Here is a 26,801-nt window from a genome sequence, read left to right on the forward strand (position 1 = left end):
ATGTCCGGCCCTGGGGCCCTCTCTTCGGCGCGGGAGGCGGCCGGTGAACCGCGGGGTCACTCTCGACGATCTGGTCCTCGCCGGAATCGCCCTGGCCGCAGGCCTGTTGGCGGCCTTTCTGCTGCGGATGGTGCTGCGCTGGCTGGGGCGGCACGCGAGCCGCACCCGATGGAGCGGCGACGATGTGATCGTAGACACGCTGCGCACCGTGGTGCCCTGGGCGGCGATCGCGGGCGGCGCCGCCTCCGCGGCGGCGGTACTGCCCCTGACCCGGACCGTGCAGCACCATGTGAACCAGACCCTGAGCGTGCTGCTGATCTTCGTGGTGACGGTGACCGCCGCCCGGGTCGTCGCGGGCCTGGTGCGTGCGGTGACCCAGTCCCGGTCCGGGGTCGCGGGTTCGGCCACCATCTTCGTCAACATCACCCGGGTCGTGGTGCTGGCCATGGGCTTCCTGGTGATGCTCCAGACCCTCGGGATCTCCATAGCGCCCCTGCTCACGGCCCTGGGCGTGGGAGGTCTCGCCGTCGCGCTGGCCCTCCAGGACACCCTGGCCAATCTGTTCGCGGGCATCCACATCCTCGCCTCCAAGACCGTGCAGCCCGGTGACTACATCCGGCTGAGCAGCGGCGAGGAGGGCTATGTCGTGGACATCAACTGGCGGCAGACCACCGTGCGCCAGCTCTCCAACAACCTGGTGGTGATCCCCAACGGGGAGCTCGCCAAGACGAACATGATCAACTACACCCGTCCCGAGCAGCAGTTGACCGTGCTGGTGCAGGTGGGCGTGGGCTACGACAGTGATCTGGAGCACGTCGAGAAGATCACCACCGAGGTGGCCGCCGAAGTGATGACGGAGATCACGGGCGCGCTCCCGGACCATGAACCGGCGGTCCGCTTCCACACCTTCGGCGACTCCCGCATCGGCTTCACGGTGATCCTGGGCGTGGGCGAGTTCAGCGACCAGTACCGGATCAAGCACGAGTTCATCAAGCGGCTGCACCGGCGGTACCGGGCCGAGGGGATCCGCATTCCGGCGCCGACGCGGACGGTGGCGCTGCACCCGGGCACGGCGGCCATACCGCAGCAGCGGAGCGGAGCCGACCTGGTGGTCGAGCACGGCGGCCCGGACACCCGCTGAGTCCAGGACCACCGGGCACGCGGCACCGCCGGGCCCACTGCGCCGCCGAGCCGCCGCACCGCGGGCCGCCGCACCACCGGCCCACCGAACCGCAGCCCAGGAAGGACACACCCCGGCGGTCCTATGCTCGAAGGAGCATGAACCCCTCTCCCGAACCCCCCAGGCCCGACCGGCCGGCCGGCTCGCTCGACAGCCGGCTGGACCGGATCGCGCGCCACCCCTTCCGTGCCCGGTTCCACCTGCGCGGGCGCGACCGGGCCACCGCCGAGCTGAAGGGTGCCGCCACGATCCGGTGGCACGCCTATGACCTCGTCGCCCGGCGGCTGGCCCCGGCCGAGCCGTACAAGGACGGCAAGCAGACCCCCTACCGGGGCCACCCGGTCTTCGTGGCCCAGCACGCGACCGCGACCTGCTGCCGTACCTGCCTGGAACGCTGGCACGGGATCCCGAAGGGACGGGAGCTGAGTCGTGCGGAACATGTCTACGTGGTGGATGTGATCTGCCGTTGGATCGCACGCGAGACGGCGGCCGTGCCGGGCGCGGGCACCGGCGCGCACGGCCTGTGACGCGCCTCACCCCGGTGGGGCCGGCCGCGGTGCGGACCGGGGCCGCGCGGACCGCCGGGGGCGGGGGCCGGGGCACGGGCCACTGTCGAACGGGGTCCCCGCACGAGATATCTTGATGTCGAGCAATGTTGCAGACGTGGAGCGGAGCACCCGGTGACTGACTCGACCATCATCTATACGCACACTGACGAGGCCCCGGCCCTGGCGACGTATTCCTTCCTGCCGGTGGTCCGGGCGTACGCCTCGCAGGCGGATGTCGCTGTGGAGACCCGTGACATCTCGCTGGCCGGGCGCATCCTCGCGGTCTTCCCCGAGTACCTGAACGAGGACCAGCGGATCAACGACGACCTCGCCGAGCTGGGTGAGCTGGCCAAGACCCCCGAGGCCAACATCATCAAGCTGCCGAACATCTCGGCTTCCGTACCCCAGCTGAAGGCGGCCGTGGCCGAGCTTCAGGGCAAGGGCTATGCGCTTCCGGACTACCCGGACGAGCCGAAGACCGACGAGGAGCGGGAGATCCGCGCCCGTTACGACAAGGTCAAGGGCTCCGCCGTGAACCCGGTGCTGCGCGAGGGCAACTCCGACCGCCGCGCCCCGGCCTCGGTGAAGAACTACGCCAAGACCCACCCGCACCGCATGGGCGCCTGGTCCGCCGACTCGAAGACGAATGTCTCGACCATGGGCGCGGACGACTTCCGCTCGACGGAGAAGTCCGCGGTGATCTCCGAGGCGGGTGCGCTGCGCATCGAGCTGAAGGGCGACGACGGCTCCACCACCGTGCTGCGCGAGTCGGTCCCCGTCCTCGCGGGCGAGGTCGTCGACGCCTCCGTGATGCGGGTCGCCGCGCTGCGCGAGTTCCTGACCGCGCAGGTCGCCCGCGCCAAGGAGGAGGGTGTCCTGTTCTCGGTGCACCTGAAGGCCACGATGATGAAGGTCTCCGACCCGATCATCTTCGGGCATGTGGTGCGCGCCTTCTTCCCGAAGACCTTCGCGCAGTACGGCGAGACCTTCGCCGCCGCGGGTCTGACCCCGAACGACGGTCTGGGCGGCATCTTCAAGGGCCTTGAGTCCCTGCCGAACGGCGCCGAGATCAAGGCGTCCTTCGACGCCGAGCTGGCCGAGGGCCCGGAGCTGGCCATGGTCGACTCCGACAAGGGCATCACCAACCTCCATGTGCCGTCCGACGTGATCGTCGACGCCTCCATGCCCGCCATGATCCGCACCTCCGGCCACATGTGGGGCGCGGACGGCCAGGAGCACGACGCCCTCGCGGTGCTGCCGGACTCCAGCTACGCCGGTGTCTACCAGGCCGTGATCGACGACTGCCGGGCGAACGGCGCCTACGACCCCGCCACCATGGGCTCGGTCCCGAACGTCGGTCTGATGGCGCAGAAGGCCGAGGAGTACGGCAGCCACGACAAGACCTTCGAGATCCCCACCACGGGTACCGTCCGCCTCGTCGACCAGGCCGGGAACGCCGTCCTGGAGCTGGCGGTCTCCGCCGGTGACATCTTCCGCGCGTGCCAGACCAAGGACGCCCCGATCAAGGACTGGGTGAAGCTCGCCGTCACCCGCGCCCGCGCCACCGGCGATCCGGCCGTGTTCTGGCTGGACGAGACCCGCGCGCACGACGCCAACCTGATCGCCAAGGTCCGGCAGTACCTGGCGCAGCACGACACCGAGGGCCTGGACATCCGGATCCTGGCCCCGGTCGACGCCGCCAAGCTGTCCGTGGAGCGCATCCGCCGCGGTGAGAACACCATCTCCGTCACCGGCAATGTGCTGCGCGACTACCTGACCGACCTGTTCCCGATCCTGGAGCTGGGCACCAGCGCCAAGATGCTGTCGGTCGTCCCGCTGATGGCGGGCGGCGGCCTGTTCGAGACGGGCGCGGGCGGCTCCGCCCCGAAGCACGTCCAGCAGCTGGTCAAGGAGGACTACCTGCGCTGGGACTCGCTCGGTGAGTTCTTCGCCCTGGTGCCGTCCCTGGAGCAGTTCGCCAAGAACACCGGCAACGGCCGCGCCCAGGTCCTCGCCGACACCCTGGACCGTGCCACGGCGACCTTCCTCAACGAGGACAAGTCCCCGACCCGTCGGGTCGGCGGCATCGACAACCGCGGCAGTCACTTCTACCTGTCCCTGTACTGGGCGCAGGAGCTGGCCCGGCAGACCGACGACGCCGAGCTGGCGAAGGCGTTCGCCCCGCTCGCCGAGGGTCTCGCCGCCAACGAGGAGAAGATCGTCGCGGAGCTGATCGCCGTCCAGGGCAAGCCGGCCGACATCGGCGGCTACTTCCAGCCCGACCCGGCGAAGGCCTCCCAGGTCATGCGCCCCTCGGACACCTGGAACCAGCTGCTGACCTCGCTCGCGTAGGCGTCGTCCGCGCGGCACCCCCGCGGGAGTGGCCACCGCCCCGGCCGGATCCGATCCGGCCGGGGCGGTGGTGTGTGCACTCCCTGCGGTACACCCCGCGCTCCCGGAGCAGCGGGACCACGGTGTCCTCGTATACGACGTTGACAGCCCCAAAGTGTGACTGATTGAGTACTCACATGAGTGATCGCCCGCGTCAGCTGTCCACCGCCGAGGAACGCCGCGAGACCGTGCTGCGCACGGCGATCGGGGCCTTCGCCGCGCGTGGGTACTTCGGCACCACCACGGCCGAGGTCGCCAAGGCGGCCGGGATCTCCCAGGCGTATGTCTACCGGCTCTTCCCCAACAAGGAGCTGCTCTTCGTCGCCGTGGTGGAGCACTGCTTCGTACAGGTGCGGGCGAGCCTGGAACGGGCGGCGGCCGAGGCCCGGGGCAGCTCCCCCGAGGTGGTCCTCACCGCCATGGGCGACTCCTACGCCAAGCTGATCAGCGACCACGACCTGATGCTGATCCAGTTGCACGCGCAGGCGGCGGCCGTCTCGGAGCCCGCAGTGCGCGAGGCCGTCCGGGGCGGGTACGCCCGGCTGGTGGAGTATGTGCGCGGCGCGTCCGGCGGCAGCGAGCGGCAGATCCAGGACTTCTTCGCCATGGGCACGCTCTGCCATCTGATCGTGTCGATGGGCGCCGACGAGGTGGAGGCGCCCTGGACGCGCACCCTGGCGGCCGGGATCACGCACTACTGACCGACCGAACACCCCGGCGGGAGTGAGTGGTTGCCCGCATACACACACGGGGGCCGTGCGGACGGGACACCGATGTGTCCGTCCGCGCGGCCCCCGTGGTGACCGGTCGCGTACCCCGGCTCAGCCCGCGTGCAGCGCGGAGTGCAGGGTGCGCGCGGCCATGGTGATGGCGGCCTCGGCGCCGTGCGTGCCCCGCAGGGCGTTGAGCATCACGAAGTCGTGGATGACGCCCTGGAAGCGCACGGCGGTGACCGCTACGCCCGCCTCCCGCAGCTTGTTGGCGTAGGCCTCGCCCTCGTCGCGCAGCACGTCGGCCTCGGCCGTGATGACCAGGGCCGGGGGCAGGCCGGTGAGCTGCTCGGTGGTGGCACGCAGCGGGGACGCGGTGATCTGCGCCCGCTCACCCTCGTCGGTCGTGTACTGGTCCCAGAACCACTGCATGCCGTCGCGGCGCAGGAAGTAGCCGGTGGCGAACTGGTGGTAGGAACCGGTGTCGAAGCTCGCGTCGGTCACCGGGTAGAACAGCACCTGCTGGACCAGCGGGACATCGCCGCGCTCCTTGGCCATCAGGGTCAGCGCCGCGGACATGTTGCCGCCGACGGAGTCGCCCGCGACCGCGATCCGGGAGGCGTCCAGGCCCTTGGCCGCGCCCTCCTCCACGACCCAGCGGGCCACCGTGTAGTTCTGCTCGATGGCGACCGGGTAACGCGCCTCCGGGGAGAGGTCGTACTCCGGGAAGACCACCGCGGCACCGGCCCCGACGGCCAGTTCCCGCACCAGGCGGTCATGGGTGTGGGCGTTGCCGAACACCCAGCCCGCACCATGGATGTAGATGATGACCGGCAGGGTGCCCTCGGCGCCGGCCGGCTTGACGACACGGGCGCGGACACTGCCCGTGGGGCCGCCGGAGACGGTGATCCACTCCTCGTCCACCGCGGGCTTCTCGATCTCACCGGACTGCACCTCGTCGACCGCCTTGCGCCCCTCCGCCGGGGCCAGGTCGAACAGATACGGCGGGTTGGCCGTGGCCTCCGCAAATGCGGCCGCCGCGGGCTCCAGCACCGGCGTGACGGGCTTGACCAGTTCGACGCCATCGGACATGTGTAACTCCTGTGCTTTCCAAGGTGTGTTGCTCGGCAGGGGAACGCTAAGGCACAAGGATGGCCGGTTTTTGACCCCGAGCGCACGGCCGCTGTACCCACAGCGCACGGAACATCCGCGCCTACGGTCCCCGGAATTGGCCGGGAATTGCTGTGCACTGTCAGGACGCTTTCCGTGCACTCGACGGCCACGCGGCCGCCTGGGCCGGTTCTAGCGTTGAGGGCGAAACAACCGCGGTCCGTTCATTCGGGTTCGATTCCAGGAGGGTCACAAGGTGTCACCCATGCCGGTCGGAGGGCTGGTGCCCCGCGCCACCGACGACGCCGCGCAGCTGGTCGTCCGCAACGCGAAGATCCACACCGGGGATCCGCGCCGCCCCCAGGCGGAGGCGCTGGCCGTCCGCGACGGTGTCATCACCGTGGTCGGGGACGACCGGGACGTGGCTCCCCACATCGGCCCGCACACCAGGGTGGTGGACGCCCTCGGCCGCCGGGCGGTGCCCGGCCTCAACGACGCCCACCTCCATGTGATCCGCGGAGGCCTCAACTACGTACTGGAGCTGCGCTGGGACGGGGTGCCCACGCTGCGCCAGGGTCTGGCGATGCTGCGCGAACAGGCGGCGCGCACGCCCAGCGGCCAGTGGGTGCGGGTGGTGGGCGGCTGGTCGGCGGAGCAGTTCGCCGAACGGCGGCTGCCGACCGTCGCGGAGCTGAACGAAGCGGCCCCGGACACCCCCGTGTTCGTGCTGCACCTGTACCAGTCGGCGGTGCTCAACCGGGCGGCGCTCAAGGCCGTCGGGTACGCCAAGGACACCCCCGACCCCAAGGGCGGCCAGATCGTCCGCGGCCGGGACGGGGAGCCGACGGGCATGCTGCTGGCCGCGCCCAGCGCACTCATCCTCTACTCGACCCTGGCCAAGGCGCCGGTGCTGGAGGGCGAGGACAAGAAGACCTCGACCCGTCATTTCCTGCGGGAGCTGAACCGGTTCGGCCTGACGTCCGCGATCGACGCGGCGGGCGGATTCCAGAACTTCCCCGACAACTACGGCACCGTCATGGAACTGGCCGCCGAGGGCAGCCTTTCCCTGCGTATCGCCTATCACCTCTTCCCGCAGACGGCGGGTCAGGAGATAGACGATCTCACCCGCTGGATCGCCATGGCCCATCCCGCGGACGGAGACGAATGGCTGCGGCTCAACGGCGCGGGTGAGAATCTCACCTGGGCCGCCGCGGATTTCGAGAACTTCACCCAGCCGCGCCCCGAACTCGCCCCGGACTACGAGACGGAGTTCGAGAAGGCGGTGCGTCTGCTGATGGAGAACGGCTGGGGATTCCGGCTCCACGCCACGTATGACGAGACCATCCGGCGCGATCTCGCGGTATTCGAGAAACTCGCCGCGGAGGGGCTCTTCCCGGCCGGGAACCGCTGGCTGTTCGACCATGCGGAGACGGTGACCGCGGAGAGCCTCGACCGGGTCGCGGCCCTCGGCGGCGCCCTGTCCGTACAGAACCGACTCTCCTTCCAGGGCGAGGCGTTCCTGCGCCGCTACGGCCCCGGAGCCGCCGCGGTCGCCCCGCCGATCGGGGCCATGCTGGACCGCGGGCTGACGGTCGCCGCGGGCACGGACGCCACCCGGGTCTCCACCTACAACCCGTGGGTCGCCCTGCACTGGCTGGTCAGCGGGCGCACCGTCGGGGACCTGGTGCTGCGGCCGCCGTCGAACCGCGTCGACCGGGGGACCGCTCTGGCGATGTACACCCGCGCGGGTGCCGCGCTGACCGGCGAGGAGGACGTCAAGGGCGTGCTGCGGCCGGGCTGTTACGCGGACCTCGCGGTCCTCTCGGACGACTACTTCACCGTGCCGGAGGCGGACATCCCGCACATCGAGTCGGTGCTGACCGTCGCCGGGGGCCGGATCGTCTACGCCGCCGCGGAGTTCGAGGGCCTCGACGAGGAACTGCCCCCGGTCGGGCCCGCCTGGAGCCCGGTGGCGCACGTCGGCGGCTACCAGGCCCGGCCCCGTACGGGCCTCGGGGGCGCGCGCCAGGCCGAGTTGCTCGGACAGGCCGCCGCCGAGTCGGAGCAGCACCGGCAGTGGCGCGTCCGCCGCGGCCTCGCCACCGAGGCCGCGACCACCCCCTTCGACCCCTGCTTCGACCTCTAGGGCCTCTCGTTTGGATCCCGCGGGTGTCGCGAGGTCCCGGAATCCCCTGTTCTCCCCGGGAGGGGCCAGGCCCCGAGCCGCCCCTCCCGGGGCACCCTGCCCGCTTCCGTCCGCCGGACGGACGCCCCCCGACGCGGACGACGCTCCGCGCGCTCCTCATGGAAAGGTATTCCCATGGTCGACATCTCCGAGGTCACCGCGGCCCCCGGACCGGACCTGCTGACCCCCGACAACTGTGCGGTGCTCTTCGTGGACCACCAGCCGCAGATGTTCTTCGGGACCGGCAGCGGCGACCGCACCGCGATCATGAACGCCACCGTGGGCCTGGCCAAGGCCGCCAAGGTGTTCGACGTCCCGGTCGTGCTGAGCACCGTGGCCGCCGAGTCCTTCTCGGGCCCGATCATGCCGCAGCTGGCGGCCGTCCACCCCGACCACAAGATCATCGACCGCACCACGATGAACGCCTGGGAGGACGTCGCCTTCGTCGAGGCGGTCAAGGCGACCGGCCGCAAGAAGCTGGTGCTCGCGGGTCTGTGGACCGAGGTGTGCGTGGTACTGCCCACGCTCTCCGCGCTCGCCCAGGGGTACGAGGTCTACGTGGTCACGGACGCGTCCGGCGGTGTCAGCCCGCAGGCGCACGAGCACGCCGTCCAGCGCATCGTCCAGGCCGGTGCCGTGCCGGTCACCTGGGTGCAGGTACTCCTCGAACTCCAGCGCGACTGGGCCCGCACCGAGACCTACGGCGCCGTGACGGACGTGGTGAAGGAGCACGGCGGCGCCTACGGCCTCGGCCTGGTCTACGCGCACACCTTCATCGACCCGCACGCAGCGGGCTGACCCACCACCCGGCACAGCAAGGACCGAGTCAGGAACAGGCAGGAACACGATGAACACTGGACTGCTCCTTCTCCGGCTGGCGGTGGGTCTTCTCATCGCCGGACACGGAGTGCAGAAGGTGAGCTTCCACCTCGGCGGCAACGGCTTGGCGGGCGGGACCGAGGAGTTCCGCCACGACGGATTCCGCGGCGGGCGGCTGACCGCTCTTGTCGCGGGAGCCAGTCAGATCGGGGCCGGTCTGTTCCTGACCGCGGGGCTGCTCACACCGCTGGCCGCCATGGCCGCGATGGGTGTGATGACCGTGGCGGGCACCGTCAAGCTGTCCAAGGGGCTCTGGGTGCAGAACGACGGCTACGAGTATCCCCTCGTCCTGGTCGTCGTCTCCGCGGCCCTGGCCCTCACCGGGCCGGGTCGGTGGTCCGCCGACCACGCCCTGGGTATATCGTCCTGGCCACTGTGGATCTCCCTCGCCGTGATCGTGGCCGGCCCGGTGAGCGGACTGCTCACCCGGGTGGTGCTGCACCGGCCCGCTCCCGCCCTGGAAGGGACGCCGCGTGCGCGGACTGCTGACTGACGCCTACCGCACACTCGTCCCGCCGCGGGGCGAGCGCCATGGCCCGCTGCCCCCGCTGATGCTGACCCTGACCGTCGTGACCGGCCTGGTGGACGCGGTGAGCTATCTGGCCCTCGGGCATGTCTTCGTGGCCAATATGACGGGCAATGTGGTCTTCCTGGGGTTCGCGCTGGCGGGTGCGCCCGGGCTGTCCGCCTCGGCCTCGCTGGTCTCGCTGGCGTCCTTCCTCACGGGCGCGCTCGCGGGCGGACGGCTCGGCACACGGTTCGCGGAGCACCGGGGCAATCTGCTGAAGACGGCCACGGCCGCGCAGACGGTGCTGGTCGCCGTCACCGTGGCCGTCGCCGCGCTCACCCACGGCAGGGTCACCACCGGCGTCCAGTACACCCTGGTCGTCCTCCTCGGGCTGGCCATGGGGGTGCAGAACGCGGTGGTCCGGCGCCTCGGTGTCCCGGACCTCACCACGACCGTCCTCACTCTGACCCTGACCGGCCTGGCCGCGGACTCCTCACCCGCGGGCGGTGCGGCGCCCCGGCCGGGCCGACGGATCCTGTCGGTGCTCGCGATGTTCGCCGGTGCCCTGGGCGGGGCCCAACTGCTGCTGCACACACGGCTCGTCCTCACCCTGGGCCTTGCCCTGCTGCTGCTCGCGGTCACCTCCGCCGCCACCCACCGCCTCTCGTCCGACGACCCGGACTGGGTCCGGGCACAGGCCTGAACCCACGACTGAGACGCCGAAGTCCCCCTCGCCGAGGGGGACTTCGGCGTTTCCCTGGTCACAGCTCCCGGGACCGGCACCATCCCGGGGCAGGGCGCTGAGGGAACACCCCCGGTGCGCGCTCGGTCAAGGCCTCCGGGCCGGGGCTCCTTAGCGTCGGTCCGGTCCCGTACCCTCCCCCACCGGCATGGACCCGTATGAGCGTCACATCGCACCAACCAGGGCCCACCAGGCCCGAATCACCCTGGGCCGTTCTCGCCGCTCCGGTCTTCCGGGCCCTGTGGATCGCCCAGTTGGTCTCCAATACAGGCAGCTGGATGCAGGCGGTGGGCGCGCAGTGGCTGCTGCTCGGGCACGGCGCGGCTCTGGTGACCCTGGTGCAGACCGCCTCCAGTCTCCCGGTCGTGCTGCTGGCCCTGCCCTCGGGCGTGGTCGCCGACCGCTTCGACCGCCGGGCGGTGCTGGTGGCGGCCCAGTTCGCCATGCTCGCGGTGTCGTGCGTGCTGACCGTGATGCAGTTCCTGGGCACGCTCACCCCGGTGCTGCTGCTGGTGCTGACCTTTCTGCTGGGGTGCGGCACCGCGCTGATGGGCCCGGCCTGGCAGGCGATCCAGCCGGAGCTGGTGGAGCGGCCCCGGCTCGCCGAGGCGGCGGCGCTCGGCGCGGTGAACATGAATCTGGCCCGGGCGGTCGGACCGGCGCTGGGCGGAGTGGTGGTCGCGGCCATGGGCGCGGGCTGGGTGTTCGCCTTCAACGCGGCCTCCTACCTCGGGATCGCCGCGGTGCTCCTGCTCTGGCGGCGCCCCGCGGCGCAGGCCCCGGCCGCCGGGCCCGAGGGGCTGCTGGCGGCGCTGCACGCGGGGCGCCGCTATGTGTGGAACGCGCCCGGGGTGCGCCGGGTCCTGCTGCGCGCGCTGCTGTTCGTGCCGGGCGGTGCCGCCCTGTGGTCGCTGCTGCCGGTCAGCGCGAGCCGCTCCCTCGGACTCGGCCCGAGCGGTTACGGGCTGCTGCTGGGGGCGGTCGGGCTGGGTGCCGTGGCGGGGGCCGTCGTACTGCCGCGGATCCGGGGCGCTCTGGGCGCCAATGGCACCCTGGCGACGGGCGCGGTGGTCTTTGCCGCCGTCCTGGCCCTGCTGGCGGTGGTGCGCTCCCCCTGGCCGGTGGCACTGGCGCTGCTGCCCGCTGGGCTTGCCTGGATCAGTGTGCTGTCCACGCTCAACGCGGCCGTGCAGACCCGGCTTCCGGGCTGGGTCAGGGCCCGGGGGCTGGCCGTCTATCTTCTGGTCTTCCAGGGCGCGCAGGCGGTGGCGGCCCCGCTGTGGGGCGGCCTCGCGGACCGACTGGGCCTTGGAGCAGTCTTGTTGGCGGCCTCCGCGCTGATGCTGGCGGGGGCGGTCAGTGTGCGCCGCTGGCCCCTGCACGACGCGGCGGACATCGATCCCTCCCCGTCCGACCACTGGCCCGTTCCGCCACTGGTCTTCGAACCCGGGGCCGCCGACGGGCCGGTGCTGGTCTCCGTCTCCTACCAGGTCGCCCCGGACGACCGCGCCGAGTTCACCGCGTGCATGGACCGGGTCGCCCGCTCACGACGCCGTACCGGGGCCCTCAGCTGGGGCCTCTACCAGGACGGCGGCGACCCCGAACGCTTCGTCGAGAACTATCTGGTCGCCTCCTGGGCGGAGCATCTCGCCCAGCACCACAGCCGCCTCACAGCCACCGACCGCCGCCACGAGGAGCAGGCGCGGCGACTCTTGGTGCCCGGCACCCGCCCGGAGGTGACGCACGCCTTCGACGCGGCGGCCGGCCCGCCGGTGCCCTGAGGCTCGTGGGCCCCGGGCCACGGCGGGCGCCCGTCAGCCGAGTTCCGCGTCCAGCCAGGCGAGGACCTCGGGTGTCACCGGGTCGGTGATGTCCGCGAACTCCTCGTGCCGCTTCAGGAACTTCGCCACATAGGGGCAGACGGGCACGATGCGCTTGCCCCGAGCCCGCACATCGGTCAACGCCTCCTGGACCAGCCGGGAGGCCAGCCCCTGCCCGGCGTAGGCCTCGTCGACCTCGGTGTGGAAGAAGACGCGCTGCTCGCCCCGGTCACGGTAGGCGGTCAGACCAGCGCGCTCGCCGTCGACCAGGATCTCGTAGCGGTTCCTGGCCTCTGCCCGCTCGACGACCGGAGCGGCGGAGGACTCGCTCATGGGGTGCCCTGCTTTCTCGATGGGGAGTCATCGTATGCACGCCCGTCCGGCCGTCCGCACAAACACCGTGCGCACCAGTCACGTTGAGGCCGGTCAACACAGCCACGCGCACCACTCAAGCCCCCGGCATTGTTGACGCTATGTGCCGGACCCGATGCGATCCGCAAAGAAATCCCACAGGGACCGTAAAGGAACCATCGATAGCGAAACACAATTCAAGCACTATCCCCCAAAAACGTTCCTCTTGTGGCCCCTTCACGATCGTTGATCGATGGATCCCGCGACCCCCTGCGTTCAGAATGCACAGTGGTGCGGGCCTACGGGGGGCCGCCATGGACACGAGGTCTTTCACCATGCGCAGGGCGAATCTGATCACGGCGGGCATCGTTGCGGCGGCCGTCACCGCTGTGGCCATCGGCGCGAGCGAAAGCCACGGTTCGCCTGCACCGAGGACCGCACCTGCCGTGAGCCCGGACGACGCCTTCGGCACCAAGCCGACGAGGACGAACCCGGGACCCACCACCGAGTCGGACATCTTCAAGCGATGGGTCGCCCAGGAAGGCACCCCGCCCGAGAGAGCCGCCGTCGGACACGTCACCGGACTGAGCGCCCACACCCGACACGGCCGGGTCGACATACACACCGAGTGGAACAGCCGCCCGGCCGACAGATACACCCCCCAGGCCGCACTGGTCATCTCCGCCTACCAGGCCTGGCAGACCGGCACGGGCGACACCTTAGTCACCGTCTACGGCGCCGACGGGCGCGCCATCACCGCCCGGCACTCCCACTGACCGAAACCTCAGCGCACCCGGCCGCGCGGTTTGAGGGGCACCGGCGGGAAGCTGTTTATCGACCTCATGAACAGCCGCGGGCTGCGGAAGCCGCTTCTGCTCGCGGGGCGGCGGGCCCAGGCGTGCACGCTTCCGTGAGCGGGCCTTGCGGAACGCGTGTACGACGTCGCACGCCACCAGCGTCAGAGTCGCCCGGCCGCGAGGAGGACGAGGGCTCCGAGAGCGCTCACTCCCGCCCCGGTGGCCAGTGAGGCCAGCCAGGCACGCCACCAGCGCGGAGCCCTGCCTGCCGGGGCGTCCCGCCCGGGCTCGGCCCACAGGTACGCCGCGAACCCCGCGCCGGTGACAAGTGCGGCCACCGCCCAGGACACACCTTCGGCCGAGCGGTGCCGACGCGCGGTAAGCATCCGGGCCAGGATGACGACCCCGGCGAACAGTGCCGTGAACCTGAGCCACGCCCACGGAGTGAGCAGGACGTGGGTGACGGGGAGCAGCAGAGCCAAGCCTCCAGAACCGTAGGTGGCGTCGAACTCCTGAAACCGCACCGCCCGGGCGGCGGGGCCCGCTGCCCGGGTCACGGTCGTCCGAAATTCCTGGTCGGCCTCGGCTGTTCCGGGAACGAAGCGGGGCGGGTGGTAGACGTAGCTGTGCTCGTCGAGCAGGCCGGTACTCCAGCGCACGGTGACGTCGTTGCCTTCGGCGTCCGTCTGCACCGACCTCACCGTCTACCTCGGCACCATCCCGCCGTTCACCGCGGCCCACCCGGGCACCGCGACACAGGAGTCCGCTCGCGAGCTGGTCAACAACTATCTGCTCAGCAACTTGTCCTCCCAGACCATCGACTTCGCGGCAGCGGTCTCGACAGACGGCACGGCCACCTCGTCGACGGTGAAGGCGGCCGACCTCTCGGGCGGCAACCCGTCCAACGCGTACTACGCCGACCTCGCCGCCCGGTACCTCGGCGACACCAACACCCAGGTCGTCAGCATCGCGCCGAACCTGATCGTCCCGCTCGCCACCGGTGGCGACACTCCCGACGACGAGTGGGAGCTGTCCGCCGACGGCACCGACCAGCGGGGCGACAACCCGCTCACCACGGTCGGCGGAGCGACCTTCGGCGCGACCGGAGCGGACGCGGTCAACGCACCGGCGAGCGCCACCTCCTTCGACGGCAGCACCGGCTTCCTGGAGAGCGACCACACCGCGGTCATGCCCGACCGCAGCCGTGCGCACCCGCGAGTCCCGGGAGTCGGTTCAGCGGGTGCGGCCCCGTGGTTTGAGGGGCACCGACGGGAATTCGGGGGCGGGCAGTGCGGGACCGTCGTAGCCGTGGACCTCGCCGAAGCGGGAGGTCTCCATCCAGTCCTTGCGCGCCTGGAGAACCTCCTCACTGGTCCGGCCGATGAAGTTCCACCACATGACGATCTCCTCGTCGAAGGGGGTTCCGCCGAGCAGTACCGTCCGGGCGGGCAGCTCCGCCGACTCGTTGACCAGGGTCAGGCTGTCGGCGCCGGGGTGGACGTAGCCCAACTCCGCCGGTTTCAGGGAGACATCGGCCAGCCGGACGCCCCCCTGGTCGACGAGGAGCCCGTGCTCGAAGGCGGGGTCGACGGCGAGTGTGACCCGCGCGCCGGGCCCGAGGACGATCTCGGCGCCGAGCAGGGGGGTGAAGGTCCGGACCGGGGAGGTCGTTCCGGCCAGGGTGCCGAGGAAGACCCTGATCTCGGCGCCCTCGGCATGCAGGGGCTCGGGCACATGGTGCTGGAAGTCCCTTTCGGTGTCCCGGTGTTCCCCGGGCAGCGCCACCCACAGCTGGACGCCGTGCAGGACCGTGGTCCGCGGGGTGGAGACCTCCGAGTGGCAGATGCCGTGCCCGCCCGTCATGAGGTTCAGTTCGCCGGGCCTGACGAAGGCGTGGGTGCCCAGGCTGTCGCGGTGTTCGATCTCCCCGCTGAACAGCCAGCTCACCGTCTGGAGTCCGGTGTGCGGATGCGGGGCCACATCCATGCCGCCGGTCGCGGCGACATCGTCGGGGCCGTAGTGGTCGGCGAAGCACCAGGCACCGATCAGGGTCCGGGCCCGCTGCGGCAGTGTGCGCCGCACGGTCATCGCCCGCGGGCCGCCGAGCGGTACATCACGCGGGGTGATCACCTCCACGCGCGGGGCCTCCCCGGACCGACCGCCCGCTGCGGCGCTCCGGCAGCGGACCTCGACCGGCTCTGTTTCGACGTTGCTCACCGCGACCGCCTCCCGGGCTTCACTCATAGTTTTATATTAAACAACAATCGTCATGATCATACGGCGATGATGGTGTCACGTACACGACGGAACGACGGGCCGGAAACGGCCACCCGAGGAGTCCCGAGTTGACCAGCCCCGCGACACGCCCCGCCCACCGGCGGATCTTTCTCGACAAGCAGAGCCCCGCGGCCTACCACGCGCTGGTCGGAACATCGGAGGCGGTCCATGCCGTAGCCGCCGACGCGGGACTCGACCGTACCCTCGTCGAGCTGGTCAATCTCCGGGTGTCCCAGATCAACCAGTGCGCCTACTGCCTCGACCTGCACACCAGGGCCGCCCTGCGGGCGGGCGACACGACCCAGCGGCTCGGGGTGCTGGCCGCATGGCGCGACACCGAGCTGTTCACCCCCGAGGAACGCGCGGCCCTGGCCCTGGCGGAGGTCACCACCGACCCGAGGGACACCGCCCAGGAGACCGTCTACGCGCAGGCCCGGCAGATACTCACGGACGACCAGGTCGCCGCGGTGATCTGGGTCGCGATCACCATCAACGCGTTCAACCGGGTCTCGATCATGAGCAAGCACCCGGTACGTCCGGTCGACGGAAGACAGCGAGTGGTCATCTCCGATCGAGATGACTGACATCCCGAACCATCGCCGGAGCGGGGGAAGCGAAGGGGACCCGCCGGGCGCTGAGCCCAGTGAGAGCACCGAGGAAGCTGCTCGACCGTCGCACGGCCGCAGGCCGGACCGCTCCCGGGCACCGGCAGCGGCTCGGCTCCCCTCCCCGAAGAAGGTCCCGTGTCCCCCTCGTCCGTTCTGCGCACCCCCGGCCGCACCGCCGCCACCGCCGAGGGCGGCGAGGGCCTCCCGGGCCGACTGGTCGCCCTGCTGGCCGTCGCCTCCGGAATGACGGTCGCCAACCTGTACTACGCCCAGCCCCTGCTGTCGTCGCTGCGCGATGCCTTCCACCTCGGCACGGCCACCGTGGGGGTCCTGATCACGCTGACCCAGGTCGGCTATGTGCTCGGAATGCTCTTCCTGGTCCCGCTCGGCGACCGGCTGGAGAAGCGGAGCCTGATCACCGCGCTGCTGGCGGTCACCACACTGGCCCTGGTGGCGGCCGGGCTCGCGACCGGCTTCCCGATGCTGCTGGCCGCCTCGATGATCAGCGGCGCCACCTCGGTCGTCGCCCAGATCCTGGTGCCGTTCGCCGCGAGCCTCGCTCCGGACCACGCCCGCGGTCGGATCGTGGGCCGCGTGATGAGCGGTCTGCTCACCGGCATCCTGCTCTCCCGGACCGTGAGCAGCCTGGTCTCCGACGTCGCGGGCTGGCGCGACGTCTACCTCGGCTCGGCGGCCCTGATGGCCCTGCTCGCGGTGGCCCTGCGCACCGCACTCCCCCGGCACGCGCCCACCACCTCCGTGCCGTACGCCGAGGTGCTGCGCTCCACCGCCAGGCTGCTCCGCACCCACCCCGCCCTGGTGCGCCGGGGCCTGTACCAGGCGGCGATGTTCGGCGCGTTCAGCGCCTTCTGGACCACCGTCTCCTATGTCCTCACCGGCCCCCGCTTCCACTACTCCCCCATCGGCGTCGGCGTGTTCGCCCTCGTCGGGGCGGCCGGGGCCGCGGTGGCGCCCCTCGCCGGGCGCTGGGCCGACCGGGGACACGCCCGCCCCGTGACCGGCATCGCGTTCGCCGTCGCCGCCCTGGCCTTCGCCCTCGCGGGTCTCGGCGGACACAGCATCGCGCTGATCGCCCTGGCCGCCGTCCTGCTCGACATGGCCGTGCAGACCACACTGATCCTCGGCCAGCACACCGTCTACCAGCTCGACGCCACCGCCCGGGCCCGGCTGAACAGCGCCTTCATCGCCACTTTCTTCCTCGGCGGCGCCCTCGGCTCCCAGCTCGCCTCCCTCGCCTACCGCTCCGGCGGCTGGGCCGCAGTCGGCGTCCTCGGCACAGCCCTCCCCCTCCTGGGCCTCCTCTACTGGCTCACCGAACACCGCACCCCCGCCCCGCCGTCGACCGGGGACGCCGCACAGCCCGGCCCGGCGGAACGGGGCCCCGCACTCCCGCCCGGCAGCGCCCAGCCCCGGCTCGACGTGCGCTGACGGGCAGCCCCGCGTGCGCTGGAGGGCAAGGCAGGGCCCGTTGCGGCGCCTAACGTCGCCCGAGTATCCACCGCACGGCACCGCAGGAGGCCCCTCATGTCCACCGGCTCCCACCCCAAGAGCAGCCAGCCGTGGCTGCATCAGAAGGGCGAGGTCATCCAGGAATTCGGGACCGTCAAGCAGTTCCCCCTCGGACTGTCCTACGACGCCCGGATGTACGCCTGCCAGCGCCTGAACCAGGTCCTGGCGGACACGCAGATCCTCCACGGCCTGTACAAGAAGCACCACTGGCTTCTGCGCGGCGCGACCTTCTACCAACTGCATCTGCTGCTGGACAAGCACGCCGGGGAGCAGTTGGCCATCGTCGACACGCTCGCCGAACGGATCCAGACGCTGGGCGGCGTCGCGGTCGGCGACTCGCGGCACGTTGCCGAGATCACCTCGATCCCCCGCCCGCCGGACGGCGTCGAGGAGGTCCCGGCGATGCTCTCACGGCTGCTGGAGGCCCACGAGACGATCCTGGTGGACGCCCATGACGCCGCCGCCCGAGTCGCCGAGCTCGGTGACGACGGCTCCAACGACCTGCTGGTCTCCCAGGTGATCCGCACCGGCGAACTCCAGGCCTGGTTCCTGGCCGAGCATCTCGTCGACACCCCCCTGGTCCGCGCCTGAGCGACGGCCCGTCGACCGCCCGGTCCGGAAGACCGCCGCCGCGCGCCGGGGCACACGGCGGATCCCTGCCGCCCCGTGCCCCGGCTCGGCCCGGCCCGAGCCGGCCCGGCAGGCCAACTCGGCCGCCGCCCGTCCACGTACGATGCGGCGGAGACCGTCGCCGGATCGGGCGGCCGCCGCGTCAACGGGAGCGCACGATGGACCTGCGGCAGATGGAAGTCGTCGTCGCGGTGGCGGACGCGGGCGGTTTCACCGCGGCGGCCAGGCAGTTGCATGTGGTCCAGTCCGCCGTGTCCGGCACCGTACGGGCCCTCGAACGTGAGCTGGGCACCCCCCTGTTCACCCGCACCACGCACCGGGTGTCCCTCACCCCCGCCGGGGAGGCGTTCCTGCCCGCCGCCCGGGCGACCCTGCGGTCCGCGGAACTCGCCCGGGAGGCGGTCGACGCGGCCAAGGGCGAGCTGCGCGGCCAGGTCACCGTGGGCATCATGCAGGGAGTCTGGGCCGGACTGCACCAGGCGCTGGCCGCGCTGCGCGAGGAGCACCCCGGGGTGGTCCTCCGGCTGCGGCAGGCGGCGGTGGCCGACATCCGGCAGGCGCTGCGCGAGGGCACGGTGGACCTGGCCGTGGTGGCGCTGGACCGCCAGCAGCAGCGGGGACTGGTGACCCGGCTGCTGTCCCGCGAGGCGATGGTCCTGGTGGCCTCGCCCCGGCGCCGACTGGACCCGGAGACGGGCGAGCCCACGGTCTCCTGGGCACAGGTCGCACAGCTGCCACTGGTGGACTTCACCCCCGGCTGGGCCATCCGCCACGCGGTGGACCGGGCCGCGCGCGCCGCCGGAGCGGACCGCGGTACGACCTTCGAGGTCAACGACATCGTGGCCGCCGCCGAGCTGGTCCGGCACGACCTGGGCGTGTGCGTCATGCCCCCGTCCATCGCGCTGCGCTTCCCGGATCTGGACCGCTACCGGTTCGAACGGCACGCGCCGAGCTGGCAGGTGATGGTGGCCCGCCCGCCCGGCGAACCGCCCGCGGCCGTGGCGGCCCTGCTGCGCCACATCACCTGACCCCCTGGCCCCCTGGCCCCCTGGCCCGCCGATACCCCACCGACGCCGTAGCGCGGTACGCCGTGGCGACGCCCATCCGCCGTACGCCGTGCCGTCGTCCGTCCGCCGCACACCGCACCGGCGCCCCTCCGCTATACACCACACCGGCGCCCATCCGTCGTACCAACACCCGTCCGTCGGGCAGCGTGCCGGTACCCGTCCGTGTGACTTGCACCTGACCTGGAGCGACACGCGCGCAACGCGGGCCGTTGACCGTACGATCAGCCAATGCCTGACACGACCGAAACCACGCCCGGCTGGCTGACTCCCGACGATCTGGAGTCGGCCCGTGCCCGCATGCCGATCCTCTACGTGGAAGCCGTGCCCGTACGCGTCGACGACAGCGGCGAAGTCACCAGCGTCGGACTGCTGTTGCGGATCGGGCCCGACGGGACCGTCAGCCGCACGCTCGTCTCCGGGCGCGTCCTGCACCACGAACGGGTGAGGGACGCGCTCCTGCGCCACCTGGAGAAGGACCTCGGCCCGGTGGCCCTCCCCCGTGTCCCCTCCTCCCTCCAGCCCTTCACCGTCGCCGAGTACTTCCCGACGCTGGGCATCACTCCGTTCCACGATCCCCGGCAGCACGCGGTGTCCCTCGCCTACATCGTGCCGGTGGCCGGGGATTGCCGCCCCCGCCAGGACGCGCTCGATCTGGAGTGGTTCAGCCCCCAGGAGGCGTCCTCGGACATGGTCCAGAACGACATGCCGGGCGGCCAGGGCCTGCTGCTCAAGCAGGCCCTGGCCCATGTCGGCTGCCTGTCCTGAGCGACCCGCCCCGGCACCGCGGCGCACGACCACCCCTCCCGTCCGGCCCTTCGGGTACGGCCTCGACGGGAGGGACCGGCCAACCGGGGACAGGCGGACCGGGGACAGGCGGACCGGGGACAGGTCCAAGGGCGGACGGCAGATAACAGACAGCAGGGGGCCGGGGGCGGGGCGCGGGGACTCCCGGGTCAAATTCCCTGCCCGTCACGGCAGTTGCAGGGCAATCCATCGTCCGAGGGGTTGCCTCCCTCAGGGAGCCATGTGACATAGTACTGACGTGAGCCAGCGACTGACCTGCGATGTCGTGGTCGTCGGCGCCGGAATGGTGGGCGCCTCCTGTGCCTGGTATGCCACCCGGACCGGGCTGGACGTCGTGCTCGTGGACCGTGGCCCCGTGGCGGGCGGCACCACCGGCGCGGGCGAGGGGAATCTGCTCGTCTCGGACAAGGCACCCGGACCCGAACTGGAACTCGCCCTGCTGTCGGCGGGCTTATGGGCCGACATCGCCGAGGAGCTGGGCCCGGCCATCGAGTACGAGGCCAAGGGCGGGGTAATCGTCTCCCCCTCCCCCGAAGGACTCACCGCCCTCACGGACTTCGCCGCCGGGCAGCGGGCGGCCGGGGTGACGGCCGTCCGGGTCGACCCCGACGGGCTCCGCGAACTGGAACCCCAGCTGGCCCCGGGCCTGGCGGGCGGTGTGCTCTACCCGCAGGACTGCCAGGTCATGCCCGCCCTCGCCGCCGCCCATCTGGTACGGGCCTCGGGTGCCCGGCTGCTCACCGGCCGAACGGTGACCGGCATCCTGCGCACCCCGCACGGCGCCGTGCGCGGGGTACGGACGGACCGGGGGCCGATCCATGCCCCGGCGGTCGTCAATGCCGCGGGCACCTGGAGCGGCGAGGTGGCCGCCCTGACGGGGGCGCCGCTGCCGGTGCTGCCGCGCCGCGGATTCGTCCTCGTCACCGAACCGCTGCCGCCCAGGATCCGGCACAAGGTCTACGCGGCCGACTATGTCGCGGACGTGGCGAGCGACTCCGCGGCCCTGGCGACCTCGCCGGTCGTCGAAGGCACGGCCGCGGGGCCGGTACTGATCGGAGCGAGCCGCGAACGCGTCGGCTTCGACCGGTCGCTCTCCCTCCCCGCGGTTCGGGCACTGGCGGCGGGGGCGATCCGGCTCTTCCCCTTCCTCAGGGCGGTGCGGGCGATGCGCGCCTACGCGGGATTCCGGCCGTATCTCCCCGACCATCTGCCCGCGATCGGCGCGGATCCCCGGGCGCCGGGCCTGTTCCACGCCTGCGGCCACGAGGGTGCCGGGATCGGACTCGCCACCGGCACCGGGCTGCTGATCGCCCGTCTGCTCAGTGGCACAGCACCGGACATGGACCTCGCGCCCTTCCGCCCGGCCCGCTTCGAAGAGGAGGTGGGGCCCGGATGAACCCGCCGCCCTGGAAGCCGCCACGGCGGAGCGCCGCCTTCACCGTCACCTTCGACGGTCGCGAGATCGAGGCACTGCCCGGCTGGACGGTCGCCGCCGCGCTGTGGGCCGCGGGCATCAGCTCCTGGCGCACGACCCGGCACGAGGGCCGCCCGCGCGGGGTCCTCTGCGGGATCGGTGTCTGCTTCGACTGTCTGGTGACCGTCAACGACCGGCCGAATCAGCGCGCCTGCCTGGTACCGGTGCGCCCCGGCGACGCGATCCGCACCCAGGAGGGCACGGGGCATGAGGACTGACCTGGTGGTGATCGGAGCGGGACCGGCCGGGCTGGCCGCGTCCCTCGCGGCGGCGGCGCGGGGCGTCCGTATCACCCTGGTGGATGCCGCACCCCGACCGGGCGGCCAGTTCTACCGGCAGCCCGCCGCCGCACTCGCGGACCGGCACCCGCGTGACCGGCGGAGCCCATGGACCCCCCGCGCCTCGCGGCACGGCCAGCGCACCTGGCGGCGCTTGCGGGAAGCACTTGAGGGGCAGATCGCGGCGGATCGCATCACGCAGCTGACGGATCATCATGTGTGGTGCCTGGCACGGGAGCCCGACGGCTTCGCCGTGCATGCGCTGCGCGGTCCGGAGCAGGAGGAGCCCTTCGTGGTGCGCGCCGCTGCCGTACTGCTGGCCACCGGCGGCCACGAGAAGGTGCTGCCCTTTCCCGGCTGGACGCTGCCCGGCGTGGTCACCGCAGGGGGCGCCCAGGCGCTGCTGAAGGGCGGACGCGTGGTGCCGGGGCGGCTGGCGGTCGTGGCCGGCACCGGACCGCTGCTGCTGCCGGTGGCGAGCGGGCTCGCCGCGGCCGGGACGAGGGTCGCGGCGCTGGTGGAGTCCGCCGCCCCGGGGAGCTTCGCCCGGCAGGCCCGAGCCCTGGCCGCAGAGCCGGGCAAGGCCATGGAGGCGGCCGGGTACGGGGCGCGGCTGCTGCGCCACCGGGTCCGGGTCCTGGCGCACCACACCGTGGTCGAGGCCCATGGCACCGACCGCGTCACGGCGGTCACGGTGGCCGCGCTCGACGCCGACGGCCGGGTGCGGGCCGGGACCCGGCGCCGCATCCCCTGCGACTGCCTCGCCGTCGGGCACGGTCTGCTGCCGCACACCGACCTCGCCGAGACCCTGGGCTGCCGCGTCGACGGCGGGCGGGTGCACGTCGACGGCGAACAGCGCACCGATATCCCGGGGGTGTGGGCGGCGGGTGAGGCCACCGGCGTGGGCGGGGTCGAACTGGCCCTCGCCGAGGGGCACATCGCCGGACGGTCGATCGCCGCGCGGCTCGCCGGTGCCGCGCCCGATCCGGGCGGAGCCCGGCATGCCGCCGCACGACGGGCCGCGCTGAGGCGCTTCGCCGCCGCACTCGACCTGGCCTACGCCCCGTGCGCGCGCTGGCCCGAACTGGTCACCGACGACACGGTGCTGTGCCGCTGCGAGGAGGTGCGGGCCGGGACCGTACGGGAAGCGGTGCGGGACCTCGGTGCCGGTGACCTGCGGACCGTCAAACTCCTCACCCGGGCCGGGATGGGGTGGTGCCAGGGCCGGATGTGCGGCTCCGCGGTCGCCGGGGTCGCCGGGTGTCCCGAGGAGGTGACGCGCAGGCCCTTCGCCCGACCGGTGCCGCTCGGAGTACTCGCCGGGGAGCAGCCGGAGTAGGGACGCGGCAATCGACAGCCAACAGTGCAATGTCACACCTCACACACCGCACCGCGCTTCACCTCACTCGAAGGGGATCTCCATGACCGTCCCGCAGCACCGCCCCTGGCGCGGGGTCCTCGTGGCCACCGCGCTGCCCTTCACCGAGCAACTCGCCGTAGATCAGGGCAGGTTCGCCGAGCACTGCGCCTGGCTGAGGGAGAACGGCTGCGACGGAGTCGTGCCGAACGGCTCGCTGGGCGAGTACCAGGTCCTGACCCCCGAGGAACGCGCCAGGACCGTGGAGACCGCGGTGTCCGCGGTCGGCGGCGCGCGCGTGATGCCCGGGGTCTCGGCATACGGATCGGCCGAGGCCCGCCGCTGGGCCGAGCAGGCCCGCGACGCGGGCTGCGGCGCGGTGATGCTGCTGCCGCCGAACGCCTACCGCGCCGACGAGCGGTCCGTACTCGCCCACTTCGCGGAGGTCGCGAAGGCGGGCCTGCCGGTCGTGGCGTACAACAACCCGGTCGACACCAAGGTGGACCTGGCTCCCGAACTGCTCGCGAAGCTGCACGCCGAGGGGTACGTCCAGGCGGTCAAGGAGTTCTCGGGCGACCCCCGACGCGCCTACCGCCTCGCCGAACTGGCTCCGGAACTCGACCTGTTGATCGGCGCCGACGATGTCATGCTGGAGCTGGCGGTGGCGGGCGCCAAGGGCTGGGTTGCCGGTTATCCCAACGCGCTGCCCCGTCTGTCGGTGCGGTTGTACCGGGCGGCGGTCACGGGTGACCTGGACACGGCCCGGGCGCTGTACCGACTGCTCCATCCGCTGCTGCGCTGGGACTCCCGGGTGGAGTTCGTCCAGGCGATCAAGCTGTCGATGGATGTCGTGGGGCGGTACGGCGGTCCCGTACGCCCGCCGCGGGTCCCGCTGACGCCCGACGAGGCGAGTGCCGTGCGGGCCCTCACCGAGAAGGCCGTGGCCGCGGGGTCGGTCTGAGCGGGCCGCACCGAGCGGAAGGAGAGCGGACATGCGCAGCAGACTCGTCCTGCACGCCGTGGACTCCCACACCGAGGGGATGCCGACCCGGGTGGTCACCGGCGGTATCGGCACCCTTCCCGGGGCCACCATGAACGAACGGCGCCTGTGGTTCCGTGAACACCGGGACGGGGTACGGCGGTTGCTGATGAACGAGCCGCGCGGGCACCCGGCGATGAGCGGCGCCGTCCTCCAGCCGCCGACCCGTCCGGACTGCGACTGGGGCGTGCTGTTCATCGAGGTCTCGGGCCTTCTGCCGATGTGCGGGCACGGCACGATCGGTGTGGCCACGGTACTGGTGGAGACGGGGATGGTCGCGGTCACCGAACCGCTCACCACCCTCCGCCTGGACACCCCGGCGGGTCCCGTCGTCGCCGAGGTGGCCGTCCGGGACGGCACCGCCACCTCCGTGACCCTCAGAAACGTGCCGTCCTTCGCCGTGGCTCTCGGCCGCAGGGCCATGCTGCCGGACGGGCGGACGGTGACCTACGACCTGGCCTACGGCGGCAACTTCTACGCGATCCTGCCGCTGGCGGAGTTCGGACTGCCCTTCGACCGCGCCCGCAAGAACGACATCCTCGCGGCGGGACTGTCCCTGATGGACGCGATCAACGCGGAGCAGGAGCCGGTCCATCCCGAGGATCCGACGATCCGCGGCTGCCACCATGTGCACCTCTACGCGCCGGACGCCACCGCCCGGCTGTCCCGGCACGCGATGGTCATCCACCCGGGCTGGTTCGACCGCTCCCCCTGCGGTACGGGCACCAGCGCACGCATGGCACAGCTGCAAGCGCGCGGTGAACTCCCCCTGCACACCGACTTCGTGAACGAGTCCTTCATCGGAACCCGGTTCACCGGACGGCTGCTGGGCACGACGGAGGTGGCCGGACTGCCCGCGGTCCTGCCCAGTTTCACCGGCCGCGCCTGGGTGACCGGCACCGCCCAGTACCTGCTGGACCCTGAAGACCCTTTCCCCGAAGGCTTCGTGCTCTAGTTCCCCGAAGGCTTCGAGCTCTAGCCGCCCCTTCCCGTCGCCCCCTTCTCATCGCCCCCTCCCGCCCCCTCCGCGACCGCTCCCACGCCTGGAATACTCGTGGTGCGTGACATGGCACAGCCCGGCGAACAGGGCTGTGCCCTGCCGACTCCCGTACTCCCCAGGTGCCGTACAACCCGTACAAGGAGACACCCCCATGACCGCCCAGCGCACCGGTTCGCCGTCCGCCGCTCCCGCCCTGCCCACGCTCGGCGGCAAGAGGAGCAGCTACCGCGAGCGGGTCGCCGACGCCCTGCGGGCCGCCCTGGTCGCGGGCGAGTTGCTCCCGGGCGAGGTCTACTCCGCGCCCGCGCTCGCCGGGCGGTTCGGTGTCTCGGCGACCCCGGTGCGCGAGGCGATGCTCGATCTGGCCAAGGAGGGCCTGGTCGACACCGTCCCCAACAAGGGTTTCCGGGTCACCGCCGTCTCCGAGAAGCAGCTCGACGAGTACACCGAGATCCGCTCCCTCATCGAGATCCCGACCACGGTCGGGCTGGCCCGGACCGCGGACCGGGTGTCACTGGAGGCGCTGCGGCCCGCCGCACGGGAGATCGTCTCCGCCGCGGTCGCGGGGGACCTCATCGCCTATGTCGAGGCCGACACCCGCTTCCACCTCGGTCTGCTCGCGCTGGCGGGCAACGCCCATCTGGTGGAGGTCGTCGGCGATCTGCGCAAGCGGTCCCGGCTGTACGGCCTGACCGCCCTGGTGAAGGCCGGCCGGCTGCTGGCCTCGGCACAGGAGCACCTCGAACTCCTGGACGCCCTGCTGGACGGGGACGAGGAGGCCGTCCGGGCGGTGATGACCCGGCATCTGGGCCATGTGCGGGGCCTGTGGGCGGCCCATGACGGCGGTACCCACCACGACGCGGGACACTGAGCCGCATCCGCGCCGCATCCCGTCGTGCATCCACACCGCGCCCCGGCGCGGATGTGCACCTGGGCGCGGCGCGGATACACGCCGGGGCACGCGAGTGGCACTGTGGGCGTCGCCCCATGTGAGCGGAGGCCGATCACCATGACCGTCATCGCCTGGATCGTCGAAGGCACCTGGCCCGCCTGTGTCGACGCGGTCGCGGCCCACGCCCCGGAGAACGCGGACATCACGCTGCTGCATGTCGCCGACCCCGGCGCCCCCGGCGCCGCCCATGGTGCCTTCGCCGGACTGCTCGGCCGGGCCCACCCCGGGCGTGACCCCGGAACCGCGATGGAGCACCAGGCCACAGCCGCGGGCGAACGCCTCCTGACCGCGGCCGCGGAACGCCTGGGGCGTCCGTGCACCCGCCGGGAGCGCAGCGGCCGCGCCGAACGGGAGGTGGTGGCCGCCGCCGAAGGAGCCGATCTGCTGGTCCTGGCCCGTGACGGCGACCGCACCCGTCTCGGCCCGCACAGCCTGGGACCCGCGGGCCGCTTCGTCGTCGACCACGCCCCCTGCCCCGTCCTGCTCGTCTGGCCGGAACCGGCTCCCGGCACAGCGACCCTGCCCCCGCCGCCGCCTCTGCCGCACCGGCCCCAGGATCGTTGA

At 72.0% G+C, this 26,801-nt stretch carries 27 protein-coding genes; 22 read left to right on the top strand and 5 right to left on the bottom strand.

Annotated elements, in window-relative coordinates:
* Positions 1 to 43: 43 nt before the first annotated feature.
* From ACIHAA_RS24590 to ACIHAA_RS24605, 4 genes are all read left to right on the top strand, one after another.
* Positions 44 to 1,141 carry a mechanosensitive ion channel family protein gene (locus ACIHAA_RS24590; RefSeq protein WP_399820668.1) on the top strand — a complete coding sequence of 366 codons (1,098 nt, stop codon included), beginning with the start codon at positions 44 to 46 and terminating at the stop codon, positions 1,139 to 1,141.
* Positions 1,142 to 1,278: 137 nt separating this feature from the next.
* On the top strand, positions 1,279 to 1,707 hold the full coding sequence (locus ACIHAA_RS24595) for a DUF4186 domain-containing protein (protein ID WP_399820669.1): 429 nt from the start codon (positions 1,279 to 1,281) through the stop codon (positions 1,705 to 1,707).
* A gap of 153 nt (positions 1,708 to 1,860) precedes the next feature.
* Positions 1,861 to 4,080 (top strand): NADP-dependent isocitrate dehydrogenase, encoded by a 2,220-nt coding sequence (locus tag ACIHAA_RS24600; protein ID WP_399820671.1) that lies wholly within the window; start codon positions 1,861 to 1,863, stop codon positions 4,078 to 4,080.
* 176 nt (positions 4,081 to 4,256) lie between these two features.
* On the top strand, positions 4,257 to 4,820 hold the full coding sequence (locus tag ACIHAA_RS24605) for a TetR/AcrR family transcriptional regulator (protein ID WP_399820673.1): 564 nt from the start codon (positions 4,257 to 4,259) through the stop codon (positions 4,818 to 4,820).
* A gap of 120 nt (positions 4,821 to 4,940) precedes the next feature.
* On the opposite strand, the gene ACIHAA_RS24610 is transcribed toward ACIHAA_RS24605, so the two are convergent.
* Positions 4,941 to 5,921: an alpha/beta hydrolase gene (locus ACIHAA_RS24610; protein ID WP_399820675.1), complete on the bottom strand. Its 981-nt coding sequence runs from the start codon at positions 5,919 to 5,921 to the stop codon at positions 4,941 to 4,943.
* A 283-nt stretch (positions 5,922 to 6,204) separates the two neighbouring features.
* Between ACIHAA_RS24610 and ACIHAA_RS24615 the strand changes: the two genes are divergently transcribed.
* The 5 genes from ACIHAA_RS24615 (at position 6,205) to ACIHAA_RS24635 (ending at position 12,034) form a co-directional block, all read left to right on the top strand.
* Positions 6,205 to 8,085, top strand: coding sequence for an amidohydrolase (locus tag ACIHAA_RS24615; RefSeq protein WP_399820676.1), 1,881 nt, complete (start codon positions 6,205 to 6,207; stop codon positions 8,083 to 8,085).
* Positions 8,086 to 8,259: 174 nt separating this feature from the next.
* The gene (locus tag ACIHAA_RS24620) at positions 8,260 to 8,922 is read left to right on the top strand and encodes a hydrolase (protein ID WP_399820678.1); all 663 of its coding nucleotides are present in this window, start codon (positions 8,260 to 8,262) and stop codon (positions 8,920 to 8,922) included.
* Between the two features lie 49 nt (positions 8,923 to 8,971).
* Positions 8,972 to 9,496, top strand: coding sequence for a DoxX family protein (locus ACIHAA_RS24625; RefSeq protein ID WP_399820680.1), 525 nt, complete (start codon positions 8,972 to 8,974; stop codon positions 9,494 to 9,496).
* Complete coding sequence (locus tag ACIHAA_RS24630; RefSeq protein ID WP_399820682.1) at positions 9,477 to 10,214, top strand: YoaK family protein; 738 nt, start codon at positions 9,477 to 9,479, stop codon at positions 10,212 to 10,214. The genes ACIHAA_RS24625 and ACIHAA_RS24630 overlap by 20 nt, the downstream gene beginning before the upstream one ends.
* Before the next feature lie 197 nt (positions 10,215 to 10,411).
* Positions 10,412 to 12,034, top strand: coding sequence for an MFS transporter (locus tag ACIHAA_RS24635; protein ID WP_399820684.1), 1,623 nt, complete (start codon positions 10,412 to 10,414; stop codon positions 12,032 to 12,034).
* Positions 12,035 to 12,067: 33 nt separating this feature from the next.
* On the opposite strand, the gene ACIHAA_RS24640 is transcribed toward ACIHAA_RS24635, so the two are convergent.
* On the bottom strand, positions 12,068 to 12,406 hold the full coding sequence (locus ACIHAA_RS24640; protein WP_399820686.1) for a GNAT family N-acetyltransferase: 339 nt from the start codon (positions 12,404 to 12,406) through the stop codon (positions 12,068 to 12,070).
* Positions 12,407 to 12,738: 332 nt separating this feature from the next.
* Here ACIHAA_RS24640 and ACIHAA_RS24645 point away from each other — a divergent pair, with 332 nt between their 5' ends.
* On the top strand, positions 12,739 to 13,200 hold the full coding sequence (locus ACIHAA_RS24645; RefSeq protein ID WP_399820688.1) for a hypothetical protein: 462 nt from the start codon (positions 12,739 to 12,741) through the stop codon (positions 13,198 to 13,200).
* A 182-nt stretch (positions 13,201 to 13,382) separates the two neighbouring features.
* Here ACIHAA_RS24645 and ACIHAA_RS24650 read toward each other — a convergent pair whose 3' ends face one another.
* The 3 genes from ACIHAA_RS24650 to ACIHAA_RS24660 all read right to left on the bottom strand — a co-directional run bounded on the left by ACIHAA_RS24650 (position 13,383) and on the right by ACIHAA_RS24660 (position 15,438).
* The gene (locus ACIHAA_RS24650) at positions 13,383 to 13,913 is read right to left on the bottom strand and encodes a hypothetical protein (protein WP_399820689.1); all 531 of its coding nucleotides are present in this window, start codon (positions 13,911 to 13,913) and stop codon (positions 13,383 to 13,385) included.
* Between the two features lie 219 nt (positions 13,914 to 14,132).
* A complete protein-coding gene (locus ACIHAA_RS24655) occupies positions 14,133 to 14,411 on the bottom strand; it encodes a hypothetical protein (RefSeq protein ID WP_399820691.1) in 279 nt (92 codons plus the stop codon).
* A 43-nt stretch (positions 14,412 to 14,454) separates the two neighbouring features.
* A complete protein-coding gene (locus ACIHAA_RS24660; RefSeq protein ID WP_399820844.1) occupies positions 14,455 to 15,438 on the bottom strand; it encodes a pirin family protein in 984 nt (327 codons plus the stop codon).
* Between the two features lie 128 nt (positions 15,439 to 15,566).
* On the opposite strand from ACIHAA_RS24660, the gene ACIHAA_RS24665 reads away from it, so the two are divergent.
* The 12 genes from ACIHAA_RS24665 to ACIHAA_RS24720 all read left to right on the top strand — a co-directional run bounded on the left by ACIHAA_RS24665 (position 15,567) and on the right by ACIHAA_RS24720 (position 26,801).
* On the top strand, positions 15,567 to 16,082 hold the full coding sequence (locus ACIHAA_RS24665) for a carboxymuconolactone decarboxylase family protein (RefSeq protein WP_399820693.1): 516 nt from the start codon (positions 15,567 to 15,569) through the stop codon (positions 16,080 to 16,082).
* A gap of 267 nt (positions 16,083 to 16,349) precedes the next feature.
* Complete coding sequence (locus tag ACIHAA_RS24670) at positions 16,350 to 17,555, top strand: MFS transporter (protein WP_399820846.1); 1,206 nt, start codon at positions 16,350 to 16,352, stop codon at positions 17,553 to 17,555.
* 96 nt (positions 17,556 to 17,651) lie between these two features.
* Positions 17,652 to 18,227, top strand: coding sequence for a Dps family protein (locus tag ACIHAA_RS24675; protein ID WP_399820695.1), 576 nt, complete (start codon positions 17,652 to 17,654; stop codon positions 18,225 to 18,227).
* Between the two features lie 197 nt (positions 18,228 to 18,424).
* Entirely contained in the window at positions 18,425 to 19,294 is an 870-nt protein-coding gene (locus ACIHAA_RS24680; RefSeq protein WP_399820697.1) for a LysR family transcriptional regulator, read from the top strand.
* Positions 19,295 to 19,561: 267 nt separating this feature from the next.
* A complete protein-coding gene (locus ACIHAA_RS24685; RefSeq protein ID WP_399820699.1) occupies positions 19,562 to 20,098 on the top strand; it encodes an NUDIX hydrolase family protein in 537 nt (178 codons plus the stop codon).
* A gap of 277 nt (positions 20,099 to 20,375) precedes the next feature.
* Positions 20,376 to 21,533 (top strand): NAD(P)/FAD-dependent oxidoreductase, encoded by a 1,158-nt coding sequence (locus ACIHAA_RS24690; protein ID WP_399820701.1) that lies wholly within the window; start codon positions 20,376 to 20,378, stop codon positions 21,531 to 21,533.
* Entirely contained in the window at positions 21,530 to 21,829 is a 300-nt protein-coding gene (locus tag ACIHAA_RS24695; protein ID WP_399820702.1) for a (2Fe-2S)-binding protein, read from the top strand. The genes ACIHAA_RS24690 and ACIHAA_RS24695 overlap by 4 nt, the downstream gene beginning before the upstream one ends.
* Positions 21,819 to 23,228, top strand: a complete 1,410-nt coding sequence (locus ACIHAA_RS24700) for an FAD-dependent oxidoreductase (RefSeq protein ID WP_399820704.1) — start codon at positions 21,819 to 21,821, stop codon at positions 23,226 to 23,228. The genes ACIHAA_RS24695 and ACIHAA_RS24700 overlap by 11 nt, the downstream gene beginning before the upstream one ends.
* Before the next feature lie 82 nt (positions 23,229 to 23,310).
* Positions 23,311 to 24,207: a dihydrodipicolinate synthase family protein gene (locus tag ACIHAA_RS24705; RefSeq protein WP_399820706.1), complete on the top strand. Its 897-nt coding sequence runs from the start codon at positions 23,311 to 23,313 to the stop codon at positions 24,205 to 24,207.
* A gap of 31 nt (positions 24,208 to 24,238) precedes the next feature.
* Entirely contained in the window at positions 24,239 to 25,240 is a 1,002-nt protein-coding gene (locus ACIHAA_RS24710) for a proline racemase family protein (RefSeq protein ID WP_399820708.1), read from the top strand.
* A gap of 196 nt (positions 25,241 to 25,436) precedes the next feature.
* Positions 25,437 to 26,156, top strand: a complete 720-nt coding sequence (locus ACIHAA_RS24715; RefSeq protein ID WP_399820710.1) for a GntR family transcriptional regulator — start codon at positions 25,437 to 25,439, stop codon at positions 26,154 to 26,156.
* A gap of 138 nt (positions 26,157 to 26,294) precedes the next feature.
* Positions 26,295 to 26,801, top strand: a complete 507-nt coding sequence (locus tag ACIHAA_RS24720; RefSeq protein WP_399820712.1) for a universal stress protein — start codon at positions 26,295 to 26,297, stop codon at positions 26,799 to 26,801.

The organism is Streptomyces sp. NPDC052040, assembly GCF_044548405.1.
GTDB lineage: Bacteria > Actinomycetota > Actinomycetes > Streptomycetales > Streptomycetaceae > Streptomyces.

What these genes read in the sequence shown, in the direction of transcription:
- ACIHAA_RS24655 (WP_399820691.1), bottom strand. Translation starts at nt 14,411, where the DNA reads ATGACCGCGGTGTGGTCGCTCTCCAGGAAGCCGGTGCTGCCGTCGAAG.
- ACIHAA_RS24645 (WP_399820688.1), top strand. Translation starts at nt 12,739, where the DNA reads ATGGACACGAGGTCTTTCACCATGCGCAGGGCGAATCTGATCACGGCG.
- ACIHAA_RS24680 (WP_399820697.1), top strand. Translation starts at nt 18,425, where the DNA reads ATGGACCTGCGGCAGATGGAAGTCGTCGTCGCGGTGGCGGACGCGGGC.
- ACIHAA_RS24715 (WP_399820710.1), top strand. Translation starts at nt 25,437, where the DNA reads ATGACCGCCCAGCGCACCGGTTCGCCGTCCGCCGCTCCCGCCCTGCCC.
- ACIHAA_RS24710 (WP_399820708.1), top strand. Translation starts at nt 24,239, where the DNA reads ATGCGCAGCAGACTCGTCCTGCACGCCGTGGACTCCCACACCGAGGGG.
- ACIHAA_RS24675 (WP_399820695.1), top strand. Translation starts at nt 17,652, where the DNA reads ATGTCCACCGGCTCCCACCCCAAGAGCAGCCAGCCGTGGCTGCATCAG.
- ACIHAA_RS24615 (WP_399820676.1), top strand. Translation starts at nt 6,205, where the DNA reads ATGCCGGTCGGAGGGCTGGTGCCCCGCGCCACCGACGACGCCGCGCAG.
- ACIHAA_RS24685 (WP_399820699.1), top strand. Translation starts at nt 19,562, where the DNA reads ATGCCTGACACGACCGAAACCACGCCCGGCTGGCTGACTCCCGACGAT.
- ACIHAA_RS24605 (WP_399820673.1), top strand. Translation starts at nt 4,257, where the DNA reads ATGAGTGATCGCCCGCGTCAGCTGTCCACCGCCGAGGAACGCCGCGAG.
- ACIHAA_RS24610 (WP_399820675.1), bottom strand. Translation starts at nt 5,921, where the DNA reads ATGTCCGATGGCGTCGAACTGGTCAAGCCCGTCACGCCGGTGCTGGAG.
- ACIHAA_RS24625 (WP_399820680.1), top strand. Translation starts at nt 8,972, where the DNA reads ATGAACACTGGACTGCTCCTTCTCCGGCTGGCGGTGGGTCTTCTCATC.
- ACIHAA_RS24705 (WP_399820706.1), top strand. Translation starts at nt 23,311, where the DNA reads ATGACCGTCCCGCAGCACCGCCCCTGGCGCGGGGTCCTCGTGGCCACC.
- ACIHAA_RS24620 (WP_399820678.1), top strand. Translation starts at nt 8,260, where the DNA reads ATGGTCGACATCTCCGAGGTCACCGCGGCCCCCGGACCGGACCTGCTG.
- ACIHAA_RS24700 (WP_399820704.1), top strand. Translation starts at nt 21,819, where the DNA reads ATGAGGACTGACCTGGTGGTGATCGGAGCGGGACCGGCCGGGCTGGCC.
- ACIHAA_RS24720 (WP_399820712.1), top strand. Translation starts at nt 26,295, where the DNA reads ATGACCGTCATCGCCTGGATCGTCGAAGGCACCTGGCCCGCCTGTGTC.
- ACIHAA_RS24695 (WP_399820702.1), top strand. Translation starts at nt 21,530, where the DNA reads ATGAACCCGCCGCCCTGGAAGCCGCCACGGCGGAGCGCCGCCTTCACC.
- ACIHAA_RS24640 (WP_399820686.1), bottom strand. Translation starts at nt 12,406, where the DNA reads ATGAGCGAGTCCTCCGCCGCTCCGGTCGTCGAGCGGGCAGAGGCCAGG.
- ACIHAA_RS24635 (WP_399820684.1), top strand. Translation starts at nt 10,412, where the DNA reads ATGAGCGTCACATCGCACCAACCAGGGCCCACCAGGCCCGAATCACCC.
- ACIHAA_RS24670 (WP_399820846.1), top strand. Translation starts at nt 16,350, where the DNA reads ATGACGGTCGCCAACCTGTACTACGCCCAGCCCCTGCTGTCGTCGCTG.
- ACIHAA_RS24595 (WP_399820669.1), top strand. Translation starts at nt 1,279, where the DNA reads ATGAACCCCTCTCCCGAACCCCCCAGGCCCGACCGGCCGGCCGGCTCG.